Origin of the sequence: Polaromonas sp. (assembly GCF_035638815.1) — a bacterium.
Taxonomy (GTDB): Bacteria; Pseudomonadota; Gammaproteobacteria; order Burkholderiales; family Burkholderiaceae_C; genus Polaromonas.
The window spans coordinates 82,626-99,342 of sequence record NZ_DASQZG010000026.1 but is presented as its reverse complement, the minus strand read 5'-3'; the positions used below and the strand labels follow the sequence as shown (position 1 = coordinate 99,342).

Annotated in this window: 14 protein-coding genes; 2 read left to right on the top strand and 12 right to left on the bottom strand. The window is 60.9% G+C overall.

Annotated features, from left to right (window positions below; all coding sequences use genetic code 11):
- The first annotated feature begins 140 nt into the window (after positions 1 to 140).
- Positions 141 to 1,394 (top strand): cation:proton antiporter, encoded by a 1,254-nt coding sequence (locus VE934_RS16045; RefSeq protein WP_324889353.1) that lies wholly within the window; start codon positions 141 to 143, stop codon positions 1,392 to 1,394.
- The gene (locus tag VE934_RS16040; RefSeq protein ID WP_414693869.1) at positions 1,394 to 2,533 is read left to right on the top strand and encodes a YbdK family carboxylate-amine ligase; all 1,140 of its coding nucleotides are present in this window, start codon (positions 1,394 to 1,396) and stop codon (positions 2,531 to 2,533) included. The genes VE934_RS16045 and VE934_RS16040 overlap by 1 nt, the downstream gene beginning before the upstream one ends.
- A gap of 228 nt (positions 2,534 to 2,761) precedes the next feature.
- Here the strand turns inward: VE934_RS16040 and VE934_RS16035 are convergent, their stop codons facing one another.
- The 12 genes from VE934_RS16035 to VE934_RS15980 all read right to left on the bottom strand — a co-directional run bounded on the left by VE934_RS16035 (position 2,762) and on the right by VE934_RS15980 (position 16,715).
- The gene (locus tag VE934_RS16035) at positions 2,762 to 4,630 is read right to left on the bottom strand and encodes a potassium transporter Kup (RefSeq protein ID WP_324889302.1); all 1,869 of its coding nucleotides are present in this window, start codon (positions 4,628 to 4,630) and stop codon (positions 2,762 to 2,764) included.
- 284 nt (positions 4,631 to 4,914) lie between these two features.
- Positions 4,915 to 6,210 (bottom strand): glutamate--cysteine ligase, encoded by a 1,296-nt coding sequence (gene gshA / locus VE934_RS16030; RefSeq protein WP_324889300.1) that lies wholly within the window; start codon positions 6,208 to 6,210, stop codon positions 4,915 to 4,917.
- Between the two features lie 101 nt (positions 6,211 to 6,311).
- Positions 6,312 to 7,109: an FkbM family methyltransferase gene (locus tag VE934_RS16025; protein ID WP_324889298.1), complete on the bottom strand. Its 798-nt coding sequence runs from the start codon at positions 7,107 to 7,109 to the stop codon at positions 6,312 to 6,314.
- 35 nt (positions 7,110 to 7,144) lie between these two features.
- A complete protein-coding gene (locus VE934_RS16020; protein WP_414693866.1) occupies positions 7,145 to 8,467 on the bottom strand; it encodes a glutamate-5-semialdehyde dehydrogenase in 1,323 nt (440 codons plus the stop codon).
- Positions 8,468 to 8,500: 33 nt separating this feature from the next.
- Positions 8,501 to 8,998, bottom strand: coding sequence for a hemerythrin domain-containing protein (locus VE934_RS16015; protein ID WP_414693868.1), 498 nt, complete (start codon positions 8,996 to 8,998; stop codon positions 8,501 to 8,503).
- A gap of 85 nt (positions 8,999 to 9,083) precedes the next feature.
- A complete protein-coding gene (locus VE934_RS16010; RefSeq protein ID WP_324889294.1) occupies positions 9,084 to 9,488 on the bottom strand; it encodes a ribonucleotide reductase subunit alpha in 405 nt (134 codons plus the stop codon).
- 12 nt (positions 9,489 to 9,500) lie between these two features.
- Positions 9,501 to 10,166 carry a nitroreductase gene (locus VE934_RS16005; protein WP_324889292.1) on the bottom strand — a complete coding sequence of 222 codons (666 nt, stop codon included), beginning with the start codon at positions 10,164 to 10,166 and terminating at the stop codon, positions 9,501 to 9,503.
- Positions 10,167 to 10,178: 12 nt separating this feature from the next.
- On the bottom strand, positions 10,179 to 11,501 hold the full coding sequence (locus VE934_RS16000) for an NnrS family protein (protein ID WP_324889290.1): 1,323 nt from the start codon (positions 11,499 to 11,501) through the stop codon (positions 10,179 to 10,181).
- On the bottom strand, positions 11,498 to 13,924 hold the full coding sequence (locus VE934_RS15995; protein ID WP_324889288.1) for an adenosylcobalamin-dependent ribonucleoside-diphosphate reductase: 2,427 nt from the start codon (positions 13,922 to 13,924) through the stop codon (positions 11,498 to 11,500). The genes VE934_RS16000 and VE934_RS15995 overlap by 4 nt, the downstream gene beginning before the upstream one ends.
- A gap of 1 nt (position 13,925) precedes the next feature.
- Entirely contained in the window at positions 13,926 to 15,188 is a 1,263-nt protein-coding gene (locus VE934_RS15990; RefSeq protein ID WP_324889286.1) for a nitronate monooxygenase family protein, read from the bottom strand.
- Positions 15,166 to 15,858, bottom strand: coding sequence for a carbonic anhydrase (locus VE934_RS15985; protein ID WP_324889284.1), 693 nt, complete (start codon positions 15,856 to 15,858; stop codon positions 15,166 to 15,168). The genes VE934_RS15990 and VE934_RS15985 overlap by 23 nt, the downstream gene beginning before the upstream one ends.
- A complete protein-coding gene (locus VE934_RS15980) occupies positions 15,855 to 16,715 on the bottom strand; it encodes a peptidylprolyl isomerase (RefSeq protein WP_324889282.1) in 861 nt (286 codons plus the stop codon). Before VE934_RS15980 ends, VE934_RS15985 begins: the two co-directional genes overlap by 4 nt.
- Positions 16,716 to 16,717: the final 2 nt, after the last annotated feature.

Genomic DNA, 16,717 nt, shown 5'->3' with positions numbered 1-16,717 from the left:
ACACGGCCCGTGAGGGCAGTGACATAAATTAACAAGGCTTTACTCGCCAAAGCGTATGCTGCTTGGCAAGACTCTTACTCCGGGCGCCCGCTGGCATCGCCGCGTGGCTGCAGATTTTCAACGAGCCGGAGCCTTTCTTCATGGATGAATTGCTGACCTTCTGGTCGGACTGGATCAGGCCTTCCGCGGGCCTGGCCACTATTCAATGGTCTGTATTGCTTGCCGTTGCCGCACTGGCCGGGCATCTGGTGCGCCGCTACGCGGGTATTCCCAAGGTTGTGGGTTACTCCGTGGTTGGTGGCCTCGCCGGTCTGGCAGGGTTTTCAGGCGCGCCCTGGCCCTTGCAGGGAACAGGCCTTTTTCTGTTGGAGCTGGGCGTTGCCGTGGTGCTGTTTGAAGCCGGTGGCCGCATTCCCCTGCGCTGGTTTCGCTACAACCCCATGGTGCTGGTGCAAAGCGTCGCCGAATCTGCGCTGACCTTTGGCGCCGTGTATCTGACGCTGACCTTCCTTGACGTGCGCCCAGCGGTAGCCGAACCACTGGCACTGCTGGCCATGGCGGCATCTCCCGCCGTGCTGTCAAGGGTGATCATGGATACGCGTGCCTCCGGGCCTGTGACTGAACGGGCCATGGTTTTGTCTACGCTGAGCACGCTGTACGCACTGACGTTTTGCAGCGCCCGCGCGGGCATGATGAATGTGGGCGAGCTAAGCTTGGGTGACACGGTATACCCCGTTGCCGTGGTGCTGGGTTTGTCGGTGGCGGTGGGTGCAGGTCTGGCGCTGGCGCTGCGTTCGGCCTTGCGCGTCATGAGCCCGGCCAGCGAAAACACAGCCATCCTGCTGCTGGCCGTGATTGCGGCAGGCGCTGCACTGGCGGCGCATTTTGGTGGTTCTGCTCCATTGGCGGCCTTGCTGGGCGGCATGATCCTCAAACAACTCAATCCGCGCCCGTGGTCATGGCCGCGGCAGATGGGCACCGCCTCGGCCATGCTCACCATGTTGATGTTTGTGCTGGTCTCCGTGGTGGCGGCGCAGGCTGACTGGACCGGTCCGGTTGCTGGTCTGGTCATCGCACTTGTTTTGGCGCGCGCCCTTGCCAAGATCGTGGGCGTGGCCCTAGGGAACATGGGCAGTGGAACCAGCTGGACGCAGGCCCTCTGGGTGGGCTGCGCCATGTCACCCATGTCATCGGTGGCGCTGCTTCTAGTGTCACAGTTTGTAATGTCATCGCCCCAACTCGGGCCCCGCATCGCCAGCATTGCCTTGCCGGCTATCTTGCTGATGGAAGTGCTGGGCGCCATTCTGGCCACATTTGCATTGCACCGGGCTCGCGAAAGCACCGCGCACGAAGCACCCAAACCCCTGCATACCGCCGCTGGAGAACTGCGTTGATCCATCATTCCGCCAGCACCCTGGAACCGTTCCAGAAATCGGGAGCGCTGTCTCTCGGCGTCGAGCTGGAGCTGCAGCTGGTCAACACACACGACTACGACCTGGCGCCCTACGCCGAAGACATGCTTCGCCTGATGAGCAGGATTTCGCTGCCCGGTAGCGTGGTGCCGGAAATGACATCCAGCATGATCGAAATTTCGACCGGTATCTGCCAGTCTTCAGCCGAAGTGCTGGGCCAGCTCACCCAGCTTCGTGATTCGCTTGTGAAGTGCGCAGACAAACTCAACATCGCCGTTGTGGGCGGCGGGACGCACCCTTTCCAGCAGTGGCACGAACGCCGCATTTACGACAAACCGCGTTTTCGCGAGCTCTCCGAGCTGTACGGTTACCTGTCCAAACAGTTCACGATTTTTGGCCAGCACGTCCACGTTGGTTGCCCCGATGCAGATACCGCGCTGCTAACCCTGCACCGCATGTCGCGCTACATTCCGCATTTCATTGCGCTTTCGGCATCCAGTCCTTATGTGCAGGGGCAGGACACCGCTTTTGATTCAGCGCGGCTCAATTCAGTCTTTGCTTTTCCCTTGTCCGGCCGCGCGCCGCTGGCCCTGACCTGGAATGAATTCAGGGTGTACTTTGACAAGATGACGCGCACCGGCGTGGTCAAAAGCATGAAAGATTTTTACTGGGACATCCGGCCCAAACCAGAGTTTGGCACCATCGAAATCCGCGTTTTTGATACCCCGCTGACTGTCGGCCGCGCGGCCGCGTTGGCGGGCTACGTCCAGTCCCTGGCCTCCTGGTTCATGAATGACCAGCCCTTCACGCCAACCGAAGACGACTACCTGGTCTACACCTACAACCGTTTTCAAGCCTGCCGTTTCGGGCTTGAAGCGGTGTACGTGGACCCCGCCACCGGCGAGCACATGGCACTGCGCGACCACATCCTGATGACCATGGACAAACTCGGTCCCCACGCCGGCCCGCTGGGCGCGAGTGGTGGCATTCATCTCTTGCGCAGCAGCGTTGAGCTTTCAAATAACGATGCTCGGTGGTTGCGGGAGTTGCAGGGGCGGGAGAGGTTGCTGGCTGAGGTGATCAGGCAGGCGGCGATGAAGTTTCGGGGCTTGCCGGTTTAACTTTTTCTACCCCTAGCGTCATGGGTAACGCCAGCTTGGGATCTCCTGGTTGCCTCTAACAAGCCGGAGAGGCCGGCTTGTATGAAAATGCACCGCCGTAGCACGCTTGCACATCTCTCGACAAGCTCGGTCCGAACGAGACAGAACGGGGCGAAAGTGAAGCGGACATGGATCCGGACATAGCGTGCCCCGCACTCGATCCGGCGTGCGGGATAACAATGCCGGAGATCAAATCTCGATCTTGCTACCCAGTTCCACCACAGAGTTATTAGGCAAATTCAGGAAATCCGCCGCTCCACTCGCGTTGTGATGCATCTGCGCAAACAGCTTCTCGCGCCATTGCGCCATGCCCCCGCCTATGGTGGGCACCACCACATCGCGCGACAGGAAATAACTCGTGGTCATGTTGTCCAGCTCGCAGCCGCGTCCGCGCATTTGCTGCAGTGCTTTCGGAACATCAGGATCGTTTTTGAAGCCGTAATGAATAACGACTTGCCAGCAATGATGGCCAAGCGACTCAATGGCCAGGCGTTTATCCAGACCTATCCACGGCACCTCGTGGTTGCGCACTGTCACAAACAGGTTGTTTTCGTGCAGCACCTTGTTGTGCTTGAGGTTATGCAGCAGCGCATTGGGCACGGTACCGGGCTCGGCGGTAAGAAAAACCGCTGTGCCCTCGACCCGTGCCGGTGGATTGATGAAAACGGCCTCCAGGAAACCGGGCAGGTCAATTGCATCGTCACGCAGCTTGGCGTTGAGCATGGCGCGGCCCTGCTTCCAGGTCATCATCAACGTGAAGATGATGCCGCCAATGACCAGCGGGAACCAGCCGCCAGCAAACAGTTTCATCAGGTTGGATGCGAAGAACGCGAAATCAATGACGAAGAAAATGCCGGTGGCGGCCACACACAACCAGAGCGGATATTTCCAGCCGTAGCGAATCACGTAGAAGGTCAGGATGGTGGTGATCAGCATGTCTGTGCAGACCGCAATACCGTAGGCCGCTGCCAGGTTGCTGGAGGAGCGGAACATCACAACCGCCAGCACGATGGTGGCAAACAAGCCCCAGTTAACCATCGGGATGTAAATCTGGCCGGTGTCCCGCACACTGGTGTGCTGGATGTTCAGCCGCGGCAGATACCCGAGTTGAATCACCTGCTTGGTCACGCTGAAAGCGCCGGTAATAAGGGCCTGAGAGGCGATGACGCCCGCCATGGTGGCCAGCAGCACGAGCGGGATGAGGGCCCAATCCGGCGCCATCAGAAAGAACGGGTTTTTGACGGCTTCGGGTGTTTTGAGGAGTAACGCGCCCTGCCCAAAGTAGTTCAGGGTCAGGGCGGGCATGACTACCGCAAACCAGGCCAGGCGAATCGGCTTTTTACCGAAATGCCCAAGATCAGCGTACAAAGCCTCCGCGCCCGTCACGCAGAGAACCACCGCACCCAGAATAATGAAGGTCGTTCCAGGGTTGGCCCACATGAACATCAGCGCGTAGTGGGGACTTATCGCCTGCAGAATGCTTGGGTAAGTGATGATTTGCGCCACGCCCAGCAGCGCCAGCACCCCGAACCAGACCAGCGTGATCGGGCCAAAAAATTTACCAATTCCTGCGGTCCCACGCTTTTGCACCGCGAACAAGGCAAACAGGATCATCAAGGTAATGGGGACGACGTACTCTTTAAACTTCGGCGAAATGACTTCAAGGCCCTCTACGGCGGACAACACCGTAATGGCTGGGGTGATGACCCCATCCCCATAAAAAAGCGCCGTGCCGAAAATGCCGACGATTAACAGAATCCGCCGCAATTCGGGCTTGTCCTTGACGGCCTGCGATGCCAGGGCAAGCATGGCGACCAGCCCGCCCTCGCCGTGGTTGTCGGCGCGCAGGACCAGCGCGACGTACTTGATAGACACGATAACGGTGAGCGTCCAGAAGAAAATGGACAGGATGCCGTAGACGTTGTCGGGGGTAAAAGCGACGTGCCCGGAGCCGAAGACTTCCTTGACGGCATACAGGACGCTGGTGCCGATGTCGCCGTAGACAACACCGATGGCGCCGAGGGTGAGCGCCGCGAGGGATGATTTTTTACTGGACACAAAAAAATTCCCGCTTTGGCTGGGTTAACTGTTTGCCCCCAGCCGCGGGAAGGGTTACCGTGGGAAAGCTATTTTGCGCCTCGGCCCGTCCCACGCAAGTCAGTCAGCACCCCTAAAAGCGAAAATCTGGGGTTTTGTTGCAGTGCAACAACTCGTAACAATCTGGAGCGTCAAGGCCCGGATTTGACTCGCTACCAATTACATAGCGAACTTCGCCCATGGAACAAGGGCAAGTGCCAATTTGACTGTGAAGACCAGGAATAAAGGGCCTGAACGGCCCTTTTTTAGTCGTAAACCTCGGCGTCGGGATCCGTGGCTTCGAGCTCGTAGCTGGCGGCCAGCATGGCCAGGCGCCCGATCACGCCATACATATAGAAGCGGTTGGGGCCGCTGGAGCCCGGTTTTTCACCCGGTTGCGGCAGCCGGCCACTGTCGGCAAAAGCCAGCGGTACAAAGCTGGAGCCCGGCGCGTTGAGGTTTTCGTCAATGCCCCGGTCCGCATGCACACGGTAAAAACCGCCGACCACGTAGCGATCCATCATGTAGACCACCGGCTCGGCCACGGCGTCATTGATGCGCTCGTTGGTCTGCACACCTTCCTGGATGATGACCTCGGACAGCGGCTGGCCGTCTTTTGTGGTGCTCATCTTGTTTTTGGTCTTGCGGTTGACCTCGTCCAGGTCCTTGACGTCGCGCACCGTCATGATGCCCATGCCGTAGGTGCCGTTGTCAGCTTTGACGATGACAAACGGCTTTTCGTTGATGCCGTATTCCTTGTATTTGCGCTTGATTTTGGTCAGCAGGGCATCGACGTTGGTGCGCAGGCACTCCATGCCAGCGCCTTCGGCAATATTGACTTCGCCGCACTTGGCAAACATCGGGTTGATCAACCAGGGGTCGGCACCCAGCAGCTTGGCAAAACGCTTGGCGACTTCTTCATATGCCTGAAAGTGCCGCGACTTGCGGCGTACTGACCAACCGGCGTGGAGCGGTGGCAGCAGGTATTGCTCATTCAAGTCCTCCAGCATGCCCGGCGCGCCTGCCGACAGGTCGTTGTTCATCAGGATGGTGCAGGGGTCAAAATCCTTGAGCCCCAAACGCCGGTCGGTGCGGATCAGCGGCTCCAGCGTGATCTGCTCGCCGGTGGGCAAAGTCAGCGTTGTCGGCTCCTTGATGTCCGGGCTGAGCGAGCCAAAGCGCACATTGAGCCCGGCCTGGTGAAAAATGCGCTTGAGCTGCAGCACATTGGACAGATAAAAGGTGTTGCGCGTGTGGTTCTCCGGCACCACCAGCAGGTTGCGCGCTTCCGGGCAAATTTTCTCAATCGCTGCCATCGCCGCCTGCACGGCCAGCGGCAGCATTTCGGGCGTCAGGTTGTTCCAGCCGCCGGGGTAGAGGTTGGTGTCCACCGGTGCCAGCTTGAAGCCAGCATTGCGGATATCGACCGAGCTGTAAAACGGCGGCGTGTGCTCCATCCACTCCAGCCGGAACCAGCGCTCAATGGCTGGCGTGGTGTCGAGGATGCGCTGCTCAAGCTCGTTGATGGGGCCGTTCAGGGCGGTGATGAGGTGCGGAACCATGGAATCCTCTGGAAAGAAGGCAGCAAACAGAAGAGGTTGGGCCGAAAGGCCGCGCTTCAAGCCGGACCGAAGCGCGAGCCTTTGTAGTAAGCGTTCGGTGCTCAGGCAAAGTTAATGTGCGTCAGGCACGGATCTTCCAAATGGATAGCCAACACATTAATACCCACCTGAACCTGCTTGTAGCCATGGCCGTCCAGCAGCCGCTTGAGTGCCGCCGCGTCGGTCTTGATGGTTTCAATGAGCATGATCGGTTTGTAGGCGGCGATGCTCTTCAGGGCGCCGGCCAGGCCTTCAAGCTCCATGCCTTCAATGTCCAGCTTGAAAAAGTCGAGCCGGCTCAGGCCCAGGCCGTCAACGGTGATCATTTTGACGGGCTGGCCGCCAGCGGCCGAATAATCGATGGCCTGGCCAATAAACTCATTGCGCGCGCTCTGGCGCAATTCCAGCGAGCCAAAACTGGCAGGTTTTGAATAGTCGGGCTTGGGGACGGTGATGCTGCCTTCTTCTGCGCCCAGCGCAGCGTAGTGCGCCGACGCATTGAAGCAATTGTTGATCGCCAGATTGCCGGCCAGCGCGTAAAACACCCGCTCCTGCGCCTCAACGGCAATGACCTGGCCCCATCCATGCATGTGTTTGGCCCACTCCACGGTGTGCACGCCACTGTTGGCGCCGCCATCAATCGCCACGACCCCGTCGCCGTGCACCTGCCGTCGTACGCTGAGCATGTCCAGCGCAAGCTGGACCTCCTGCGGGTCGAAATACGAGCTTTCAAAAATCTGATGGCCTACGCCATAACCGCGCTTGTCGTCGACCATGCGGTAATCGTTGCGGTTAACAATCATGGTGCCGTGCCCGGAGGAAACCAGCACAAAGGGCAACGGGCGGGGAATGGCTTTCATACGGCTCCGGGTGGATCTTGAACGAACGCAACGCGTTAAACACGCACCTCGCCATTGCCCAACACAACGTATTTGAGTGAAGTCAGACCTTCAATGCCGACCGGGCCCCTGGCGTGAAACTTGTCGGTAGAGATGCCGATTTCAGCGCCCAGGCCAAACTCAAAGCCGTCAGCGAAGCGGGTGCTCGCATTCACCATGACACTTGCCGAATCAACCTCACGCAAAAACTGTTGTGCGTGCAGGTGGTCCCGGGTGAGGATGGCGTCGGTGTGGTGGCTGGAGTATTGATTGATGTGCGCAATGGCTTCGTCGACCCCCGCAACCACCTTGATGCTGATGACGGGTGCCAGATATTCCTCGTACCAGTCCTGCTCGGTCGCGTCGCGCAGCAAGGCTTCGACAGGCTCAGCCCGAATGGTTTGCAGGATCGCTTTGGACTCCGCGTCACAGCGCATCTCGACACCTTTGGCCGCATAAATAGTGCCTATCTTTGGCAAAAAGTCTGCGGCCACACCGCGCGCGACCAGCAAGCCCTCGCTGGCATTGCAAGGGCTGTACTTCTGGGTTTTGGCGTTGTCCGCCACCGTCACCGCCATGGCCATATCGCAAGGGTCGTCCACATACACATGGCAATTGCCATCCAGGTGCTTGATGACCGGCACCTTTGCGTCACGGCTGACCCGCTCAATCAGGCCCTTGCCACCGCGCGGGATGATCACATCCACGTACTGCGGCATGGCAATCAGAATGCCAACCGCCTCCCGGTCAACCGTCGGCACCAGTTGCACGGCGTCGGCCGGCAAGCCGGCGGCCGTCAGCGCCTGCTGCACCAGCGCGGCCAGCGCCTTGTTTGATTCGATGGCTTCAGAGCCACCACGCAAGATACAGGCGTTGCCGCTTTTGATGGCCAGTGAAGCGGCTTCGATCGTCACATTGGGCCGGCTTTCGTAAATCATGCCGAACACGCCGATAGGCACCCGCATCTGACCTACGCGGATGCCGCTGGGCTGCTGCTTCATGCCGATGATCTCGCCGATGACATCCGGCATGGCCGCCAGTTGCTCGCAACCGACGGCAACGGTCTCGATGATTTTGGGGCTCAGCACCAGCCTGTCCACCATGGGCGCCGCCAGACCCGCAGCCTTGGCACGCTCCACATCCTTGGCATTGGCCACCTGGAGCGGTGCAGTCTGGCTGCGCAGCAAACCGGCCAGGGACAGCAATGCTTTGTTTTTGATAGCAGCTGGCGCCCGTGCGACAAGGGCAGAAGCCACTTTTGCCTTCAAACCCATGGCCTTCATCAGGTCAGGGAGGTCGCTGCGGGCAGCGAGGGCTTGTGGGGAGTCGGGCGCGTTCATCGGGCTATTTTGCCTCGAATCAGGGCCACAGGATCAGTTGCCGGCAGCAACACCCCGGCGCTGCATCATGTCCCGGCTCATCGTCTGCAGGGCTTGTCCTGTCAGCGCCGCCGCGGCCGCCGGGTAAACCAGCTGGTCTTCATCAGCCAGGTGTCGCACGTACAGGGCAGCAAATCCGTTCAGCGCCGCCGTCTGTGCTGCGGTCAAAGGCGTCCATTCTGTCTCAGGGTCGTGAGCGATCAACTCCAGAACGCCACGTGCTTCGGGCCAGGCTTGCTCCATCGCGCGGTGATCCTGCATCAGGCGCTCCACCACAGCCTGCAGGCCGGCGTCCGGCCCGGCCATCAGCGGCGGAAACACATGGAGCTCCTCGTCCTGGTGATGCAGCGGCGCGGCCAGATCAAAGTAACGCATCACGTCGCGTGCGGCCTGACGCGCAGCTTCGTCCCGCCCCTTGTCCAGCAGGTGCTGCTGCAGCCGTGCCTGGAGGGCCAGCATGCGTTCAACCCGCTCGTGACAGGCAGCAAGCATTTCAAACGGCTCTTCAAAACCGGCGCCCGGTGAAAGAAAACCAGGCACAGCTGCTGGCTGTACCGTCCGCCTGACCACCGCCATATCAGCCAAACTGAACCGGTTGCCCCTGCGGATCAAACGGAATAAATGCGCCGATCTGCCCCTGCTTGATGGACTCGACCATGCGCTGCAGCGGCTCCTCCGCGTCTTCCGTCGTCGGCGCGCGATTCGGCGAGCCCGACATGGCTGCCGCGAACACCAGGCCCCAGTTGTGACCGAACTGGCGCGACTCCTGCACCAGCGCAGCGAAAGAGCTCAGTTCCTCAGGCCGCTTGTCCACACACATCAGGGGCACCAGCGCCCCGCCCTGGCCGGCCTGAAATCGCTCGCGTTGCACCGGGGTGCTGTCTTCCGGCAATTCAACTCCGGTAAACACGAATAGCAGGCGCTGCGGATCGGGCTGGGCGCGGGCCGCCTGCAGAAGGTCATCAAAACTCAGAATGTCCATGAAGCTATCCAGTCACAAGGAAAACGAAGAATCTGCCGCATCGCCATCAGGCGACAGGCTGGTCACAAAATCACGCGGCGCCGGCCGCAACCGCGCGGGTTTGCGCGACAGCGCGGTGCCGATGCTGACAAAACACAGCGCATGCTCGGCCGCATCCAGGCCGAACAATGCGCGCAGTTCATCAGATTTCAGGGCCTTGCCGCTTGTCAACGCTGAACCATACCCCAGCGCGGTCGCCATGAGAAGCATGTTCTGCACGGCGCAGCCTGCCGAAACAATGCGCTCGGCCAAATCAATGTCTGCATCGCCGCGTTTTTCGTCAACCACCAGCAGCATCAGCAAGGGCGCGCGATAGGCTTTCTCGCGCGCCTGCGTCACTTGCTCCGCTGCGGCCAGTGCATCTCGCGCCAGCAGCGCAGCCGCAAAAACATCGCCCAGCCTGTCGCGCGCTTCCTGCGGCACCAGCACAAATCGCCACGGCAGAAGCTGCCCATGGTCTGGCGCTGTGGCAGCGGCTGTCAGAATCGCATCGAGTTGTTTTGCATCAGGCCCGGGCGCCACAAGGCGCTTGGGCAAGATGGTCTGTCGCGACTGCATGAGCGCGGCCGCCAGCAGCGCCGGATCGGCCTCGACTGCGGCGGCCACAGGAGGCCGGGAGGGAAAAGCAAGCAGGTTCATTTCCGGTCCTTCTCAGCCAGGGCGACCGTCGGCGCGCAGGCGGCCGTACCAGTTGCCCAGTCGCACACCCCACACACCCATGATCCCGACCCACAACAGCACGACCGCAACCAGCAGCCATGCTGGAAAAGGACTTTGTGCGGCGGCGACAATGCGCAGCACCGTAGCGGCCTGAAGCAGCAGAAACAGGGACCAGACCAGACCGTCCGCCACCAGGGCCCGCCCGCTGTGGCCGCAAGACACACGCGTCACCATGGCCAGCATGAGCGAAGCCAGGCAACCCATGGTCAAGGCGTGCAATGCGGCGAGGGGCAGAACGGGGGTGTCCTCCACAATGCCCAGCAACTGCGCCGCCCCACCCAGCACCAGGGCCAGGCCGAACCACAGAAAACCGATATGCAGCATGGCGAGCAGCCGGTTCTTCAGGCTTTGCATCAGTCCCCACACCACTGCCAGCCAGACGAATACGATCCCAGCCGCGAGTTCAAAAACACCGCGCACGGCTATCCAGACAGTACCCGCCGCGCCCGGCGGACGGCCATCCAGCTCGATCCACACCGCCGCTACCTCGACAGCAGCCACAGACAACATGAGCCACAACACCCAGAACGGCCGCCACGCATTGATAAAAGGCAGGGCACTGGACGTGAAAAACGGAATCATGCGGTGCGCCACCGAGACGTACACCACGACCACAAAGCCCCACAAACCTGTGAGCACAAAGGCGCGCGCAACCGCCGGCGCACCCAGCAACAGACTGATGGGGAGTGCCGCCAGAGCGATGCAACCCACGATGCACGCACTGCCGATGGCACGCGCATGGATCTGGTCTTCAACCGGGCTGCGCCGCAGCAACTGCCAGAACAGGGCGGTCATCCAGGTCAGTCCGGCAGCCGACAGAGCCAAGCCGGCGAGGGCCGTCAAGCCATGCAGGTGCGCACCGGCCAGACACAACAGCCAGCCTGTTACCTGAAGTAGCAAAGGCGCCAGCAGCTGCCGGGGCGCAAGCGGGGCCACGCCCAGCCATTTGGGTCCGGCAGTAAAAAGAAAACCTGAGAAAAAAAGCGGCAAAAACCCGAAGGTCATCACGGCGCCATGTACGAGCGAAGGCGACAGCGCGTAGGGCAGGCTCAGCGCCACGCTGACACGGTCCAGCTGCACCAGCGCCCACCAGGCGCCGGCAGTCACGAGAATGATCATTGCCAGAAAGAAACCCAGCCGATGCGGCGCCAACAGCAGGTGACCTGGCCGCCAGCGGCGGTCTACCCTGGCGCGCTCGCTGACCGAGGGTTTGCCGGAGCGCACCGTCGTAACTGGCAACGCGTGTTCGCTCATCCACAGACTCCGAGGTGACCACACTGGGTGCAGTAGTCGCAGCCGTCCTTGCGGATCACTGCGTGGGCGCCACACTCACTGCACTTCTTGCCCGCCATCACCGGCGGTGCTAGCGCCATGTCAACCTGGGGCTCCACCGCAGGTGAGGCGCCGGCTGCATGTTGCCGCGCCCGCCGCGCGATGATGTTCTGCACCGCATAGGCAATGGCGGCCACTTCCGAATCGTGCCAAAGCGGCACACGCGTGCCATCGGCTTTCTCGTAGGTTCCCAGACGCACGGGGCCGCGGTCCCAGGCGACCTTGCGCATGTCACTGAGCGCGCGTTCGAGGAAACCGCCGCGCGCCGCCAGCGACAACATGCGCATGCTGGAGGTGATCCACTGCTGCGACTCACCGCTTTGCCCAACGGGCATGAAAAATTCGATGGCGCGCTCAACCGTGCCTTCGCCCATGGCAGCAGGAACCGGCAGAAAAGACACCACGATATAAAGCGTCTTGCGCCCTTCTTGCGTCCAGTAATCCACCTTTTCCGCCACCGCCGATAGCGCGCCCTTGGGTCGGCTTTCGATCACCGTGCGCATCGGGTCGACGGCAGGCGCTGCCGCTGGCGTGGCTGCAGGGTCCGCATGGGTTTCGAGCACCGAACCCAGAATGGCGTTTGGCCGGTAGGTAGCCAGGCCCTTGAGTTTTGCGCGCCAGGCCTGCTGATACAGACCTTTGAAATCTTCGTAGGCGTAGTCGGCAGGCACGTTGACGGTCTTGGAGATCGCCGTGTCCACAAACGGCTGCACCGCTTCCATCATGCCAATGTGGCTGTCCGCCGACATCTCAAGCGCCGACACAAAATAGCCGGGCAGCTTGTCCACGTCGCCACCGAGCTCGCGGTACAAGCGCCAGGCATGGTCTTCCACTGCGTACTCGGTAGTGCTGCCGTCAGACTCGCGTTTCTTGCGCCGGTACATAAAGGAAAACGGAGGCTCAATGCCGTTGGATGCGTTGTCCGCAAACGCCAGGCTGACCGTGCCGGTGGGTGCAATCGACAGCAGGTGGCTGTTGCGGATACCGCTGGCGCGGATGGACTGCTGCAAAGCGGCCGGCAAGCGGCTGGCAAAGGTGCCTGCGGCGAGGTAGCCCTCAGCATCGAACTTCGGAAACGCGCCTTTTTCTTTCGCAAGCGTCACCGACGCAGCATAGGCCGTATCCCGCATGCTCACAGCAATATGTGCTGCCATGTCACGACCCTCGGGCGCGTCATACCGCAGGCACAACATGGCCAGCGCATTGCCCAGACCAGTGAAACCGACACCAATGCGCCGCTTGGCAGCGGACTCGGCCTGCTGCTGCGGCAGCGGCCAGAAGGTGACGTCCAGCACGTTGTCCAGCGCGCGGACTTGCGTGGTCACGGACTTTGCAAAAGCCTCGAAATCAAAATCCGGCACGCCGTTGAAGCCAAAAGGGTTGCGCACAAACCGCGTGAGGATGATGGGTCCGAGGTCGCAGCAGCCGTAGGGGGGAAGCGGTTGCTCGCCGCAAGGATTGGTCGCAGCAATATCTTCACAGTAGCGCAGGTTGTTGTCCTGGTTGATGTGGTCCAGGAAAAGGATGCCGGGCTCAGCGAAGTCGTAGGCCGAATGCATCACGGTGTCCCACAACTCACGCGCCGCCACCGTCTGATAAACCCACAGGCCATCGGCACGTTGAAACGCGCCCTGCTCCATCAACGGAGCGCCGGGCTTGGCCTTGTGCACCAGTTCCCAGGGTTGGTCTTCGGCCAGCGCCTGCATGAAGGCGTCCGGCATGCCGACCGAGACATTGAAGTTGTTCCAGCGTCCGGGCGTGCGCTTGGCAGTGATGAATTCGTGCACGTCCGGATGGTCGATGCGCAGCACACCCATCTGCGCGCCTCGCCGTGAACCGGCGCTTTCGACGGTGGAGCAGGACTGGTCGAACACATTGATATAGCTGCACGGGCCGGAGGCCATGGACGCCGTGCCCTTGACCTCTGCGCCGCGCGGCCGGATGCGTGAAAAATCGTAGCCCACACCGCCACCGCGCCGCATGGTTTCGGCCGCTTCGCGCAGGGCCTCATAAATACCGGGGTAGCCGCCATCGTCAACGCCCTGGATGCCGTCGCCCACAGGTTGCACAAAGCAGTTGATCAGTGTGGCCTGGATGGATGTGCCGGCCGCACTCATGATGCGGCCAGCACCTATGGCGCCGGCGTGCAGGTTCTCAAGGAACAAGGCCTCGTGTTTTGCGCGGTCCGCTTCGGGCTCGACCGATGCCAGGGCTCGCGCCACGCGCCGATACAGGTCTTCCACGCCTGTTTCGCCGGGTTTGAGGTACTTTTCCTTCAGCACGTCCTGGCTGATGGGCTGCGTGGCCGTCATATCCTGAGGCCGGTTGAGTTGCTCGCGTTTCATGTCACGCTCCTGCAATAGTCGCCGCAGGCCGGATACCGCCCAGCAGCCATTGCATTAATTCTTGCACCGAACGGATCTGGCTGCCAAAAGGCAGCCGGGCAGCACCCCGAAAGAAAAGGCCTTGACGCGTGTCGCCGTCAAACGCATGACCCAGCTGCTGGTCAATGCAGAACTGGCCCATAGTGGACACACCGTCGCGCAGACCACAATGCGACAGGCAGTCAAACGACATGTTGCACTTTTTCTTCAAGTGGGCAGCGGCCTGCAGCTTGGGCTCCAGCCGCATGTATTTATCCAGCCACGGCGTGCGCACTGCACGCGCAGGCAGGCCGGCCACACTGATGAATTCCACCAGGTCTTCCGGTTTGGCGTCGGCCAATACCTTTTTGAAAGCAGGGTCGGCGTCACACTCCTGGGTCACGGCAAACGCTGTGCCGAGTTGCACAGCTGATGCCCCCAGTCCCTGCAGGCGCAGGATGTCCTCGCGGCAGTTGATGCCCCCCGCAGCAATCAAAGGGATGTCGCGCTCAATGCCGGCAGTCTTGAAAAACTCCAGCACCTGCGGGATGACCACCTCAAAATCAAATCGGGCGTCGTGCAGATCAGCAACCTTAGCTGCGCCCAGATGTCCACCCGCAAGACCGGGATGTTCAATCACGATGGCATCAGGCAGACGTCCTTTTTTTTGCCATTTGCGCACCAGCAACTGCACACCACGCGCGTCGGAAAGGATGGGAATCAACGCTGCCCTTGGGAAATCCTTTGCCAGATCTGGCAAATCGAGTGGCAAGCCCGCACCAACGACTAGCGCATCGGCTCCGCTGGCGAGGGCCTGGTGCACATAGGCTTCGTAGGCAGTGAGGGCCTTCATCACATTCACGGCCAGCAGGCCCCGCCCCTGCGAGAGCTCTCGCGCGCGGCGAATTTCGCGGTCCAACGCTTCCAGATTGGCAGCATCGATTTGCGCACCTGCATCAGGCTCTTTGTCCAGGTGCCCGGTCTTGGCCATCAGGTCAGGGTGCAGGCGGCGCAAGTCTACAGAGGACAAGGTGCCTACACCACCCATGCTGGCCACCGCGCCCGCCAGGCCCCCGGCTGACACACACACGCCCATGCCGCCCTGCACCACCGGGACAAGGCTTTTTCCGCCCAAGCGCCAGGGCTTGAGGCCGGAATCATGGGCCAGGGTCTGCAGAATTTCCGCCACCGCGGCCGAATCAACACCCGCGCTTGCGTCCACCTCAGATACTGATAATTTGTCCATCGTGCTCCACATAGGGTTGGTACGGGCCAGTGCCGCTGTTGGAGGCTATCGCGGCGGGCACAAAACTTCCTTGCCGTACATCAAAGATGTGGATTTCACCGTCCTCAATCACGTAATGCCAGCCATGCAGGGTCAACAAGCCTTTCTCGACCTCGCGCCTAACCATGGGATAAGCCATCAGACGCTCAAGTTGCAAAACCACAATGCGCTGTTCGGTACGACGCAAGGCCTCAGGGCTAGACTGGACTGGCAGCAGGGCTTCGTCGGCAAGCTTGAGCCAGGCCTGCAGCGCCACCGCTTCTTCGGGCACGCCCTCATAGGCGGCGCGGATGGCGCCGCAGTGGCTGTGGCCACAAACAATGATGCGCTCCACATGCAGGCTGAGCACCGCAAATTCGATCGCCGCCGTGGTGCCGTGCAGCCCGTGTGAGCCGTCATACGGCGGAATGAAGGCTCCCACATTGCGCACGATGAAAAGTTCGCCCGGACCTGCACCTGTGAGCAGGTATGGGACCACCCGTGAGTCCGAGCAGCCAATAAACAAGGTCTTGGGATGCTGCCCCTGTGCCACCAGATCCTGAAAGCGCTGCTGATGCAACGGAAAATAGTCAGAGTGAAAACGCCGCAAACGCAGCAGCAGCTCGTCTGCGGGGGCGGCGTTTTCGGTCATTGCACCAGGGGCGAATCCGCTCCCTCAAGAGCGATACCTTCTATTTCGGCCTCCCCCACCAGCAGGCTCATGTACTGATGCAGCGCCCGCGCCCGGGACTGCATAGTCAGCAAGGCTGCGATGCGCTCGCGCACTTCTTCGTACGCGGGCAGCGTGCCGCTACGTCGTTCCAGCACGTCGATGATGTGAAAACCAAACCGTGTGTGGAACAGGCGCGGATGCACGCCAGTACCGGTTTGCGCATGCTCCAGGTGAAACAGCTCAGTTGCCAGCTCGGGGGCACAGTCGTCAGGTGTTATCCAGCCGAGGTCCCCGCCTTGAGCGCTGCTTGGGCAGTTGGACAACTCGGCAGCCAGCTGTGCGAAACGCCCCGGGGCCACGCCTTTGTGCGACAGCTCAAGCAGGGCGCGCTCTGCATGCACGGTGAGCGCCTGGACGTTGACACCGGGTGTGACGGCAAACAGGATATGCCGCACATGCAGAGCCTGTCCCACCAGAAACTGCGCTTTGTGGGCTTCGTAATAGCGTCGACCTTCTTCGCCAGTGGGGTGAGGCGTGACCACCTCCTGGTCGATCATGGCCTCGATGATTTCGCGTTGGGCGTCATCCAACTCCGGAGTGATCAGGCCGGTATGGCGCGACAGAAGTCTTTGTGCAACCGCGTGCTGTCGCAGCAGTTCGGCATACGCCAGTTCACGCAGCGTGGCCGCGTCCAGCCGTTGCCCGGGCGCATGCAGAGCGATGCCATTGACAAGGGCTTGCTGCGGGGCAGGTGTAGCGGCGGAAGAAGCACACCCGCAAGAACCGCTGCCGCAGCCCTGGATTGCAAAGGGTGAAGAAAGAGTTTGAGTGGTCATGG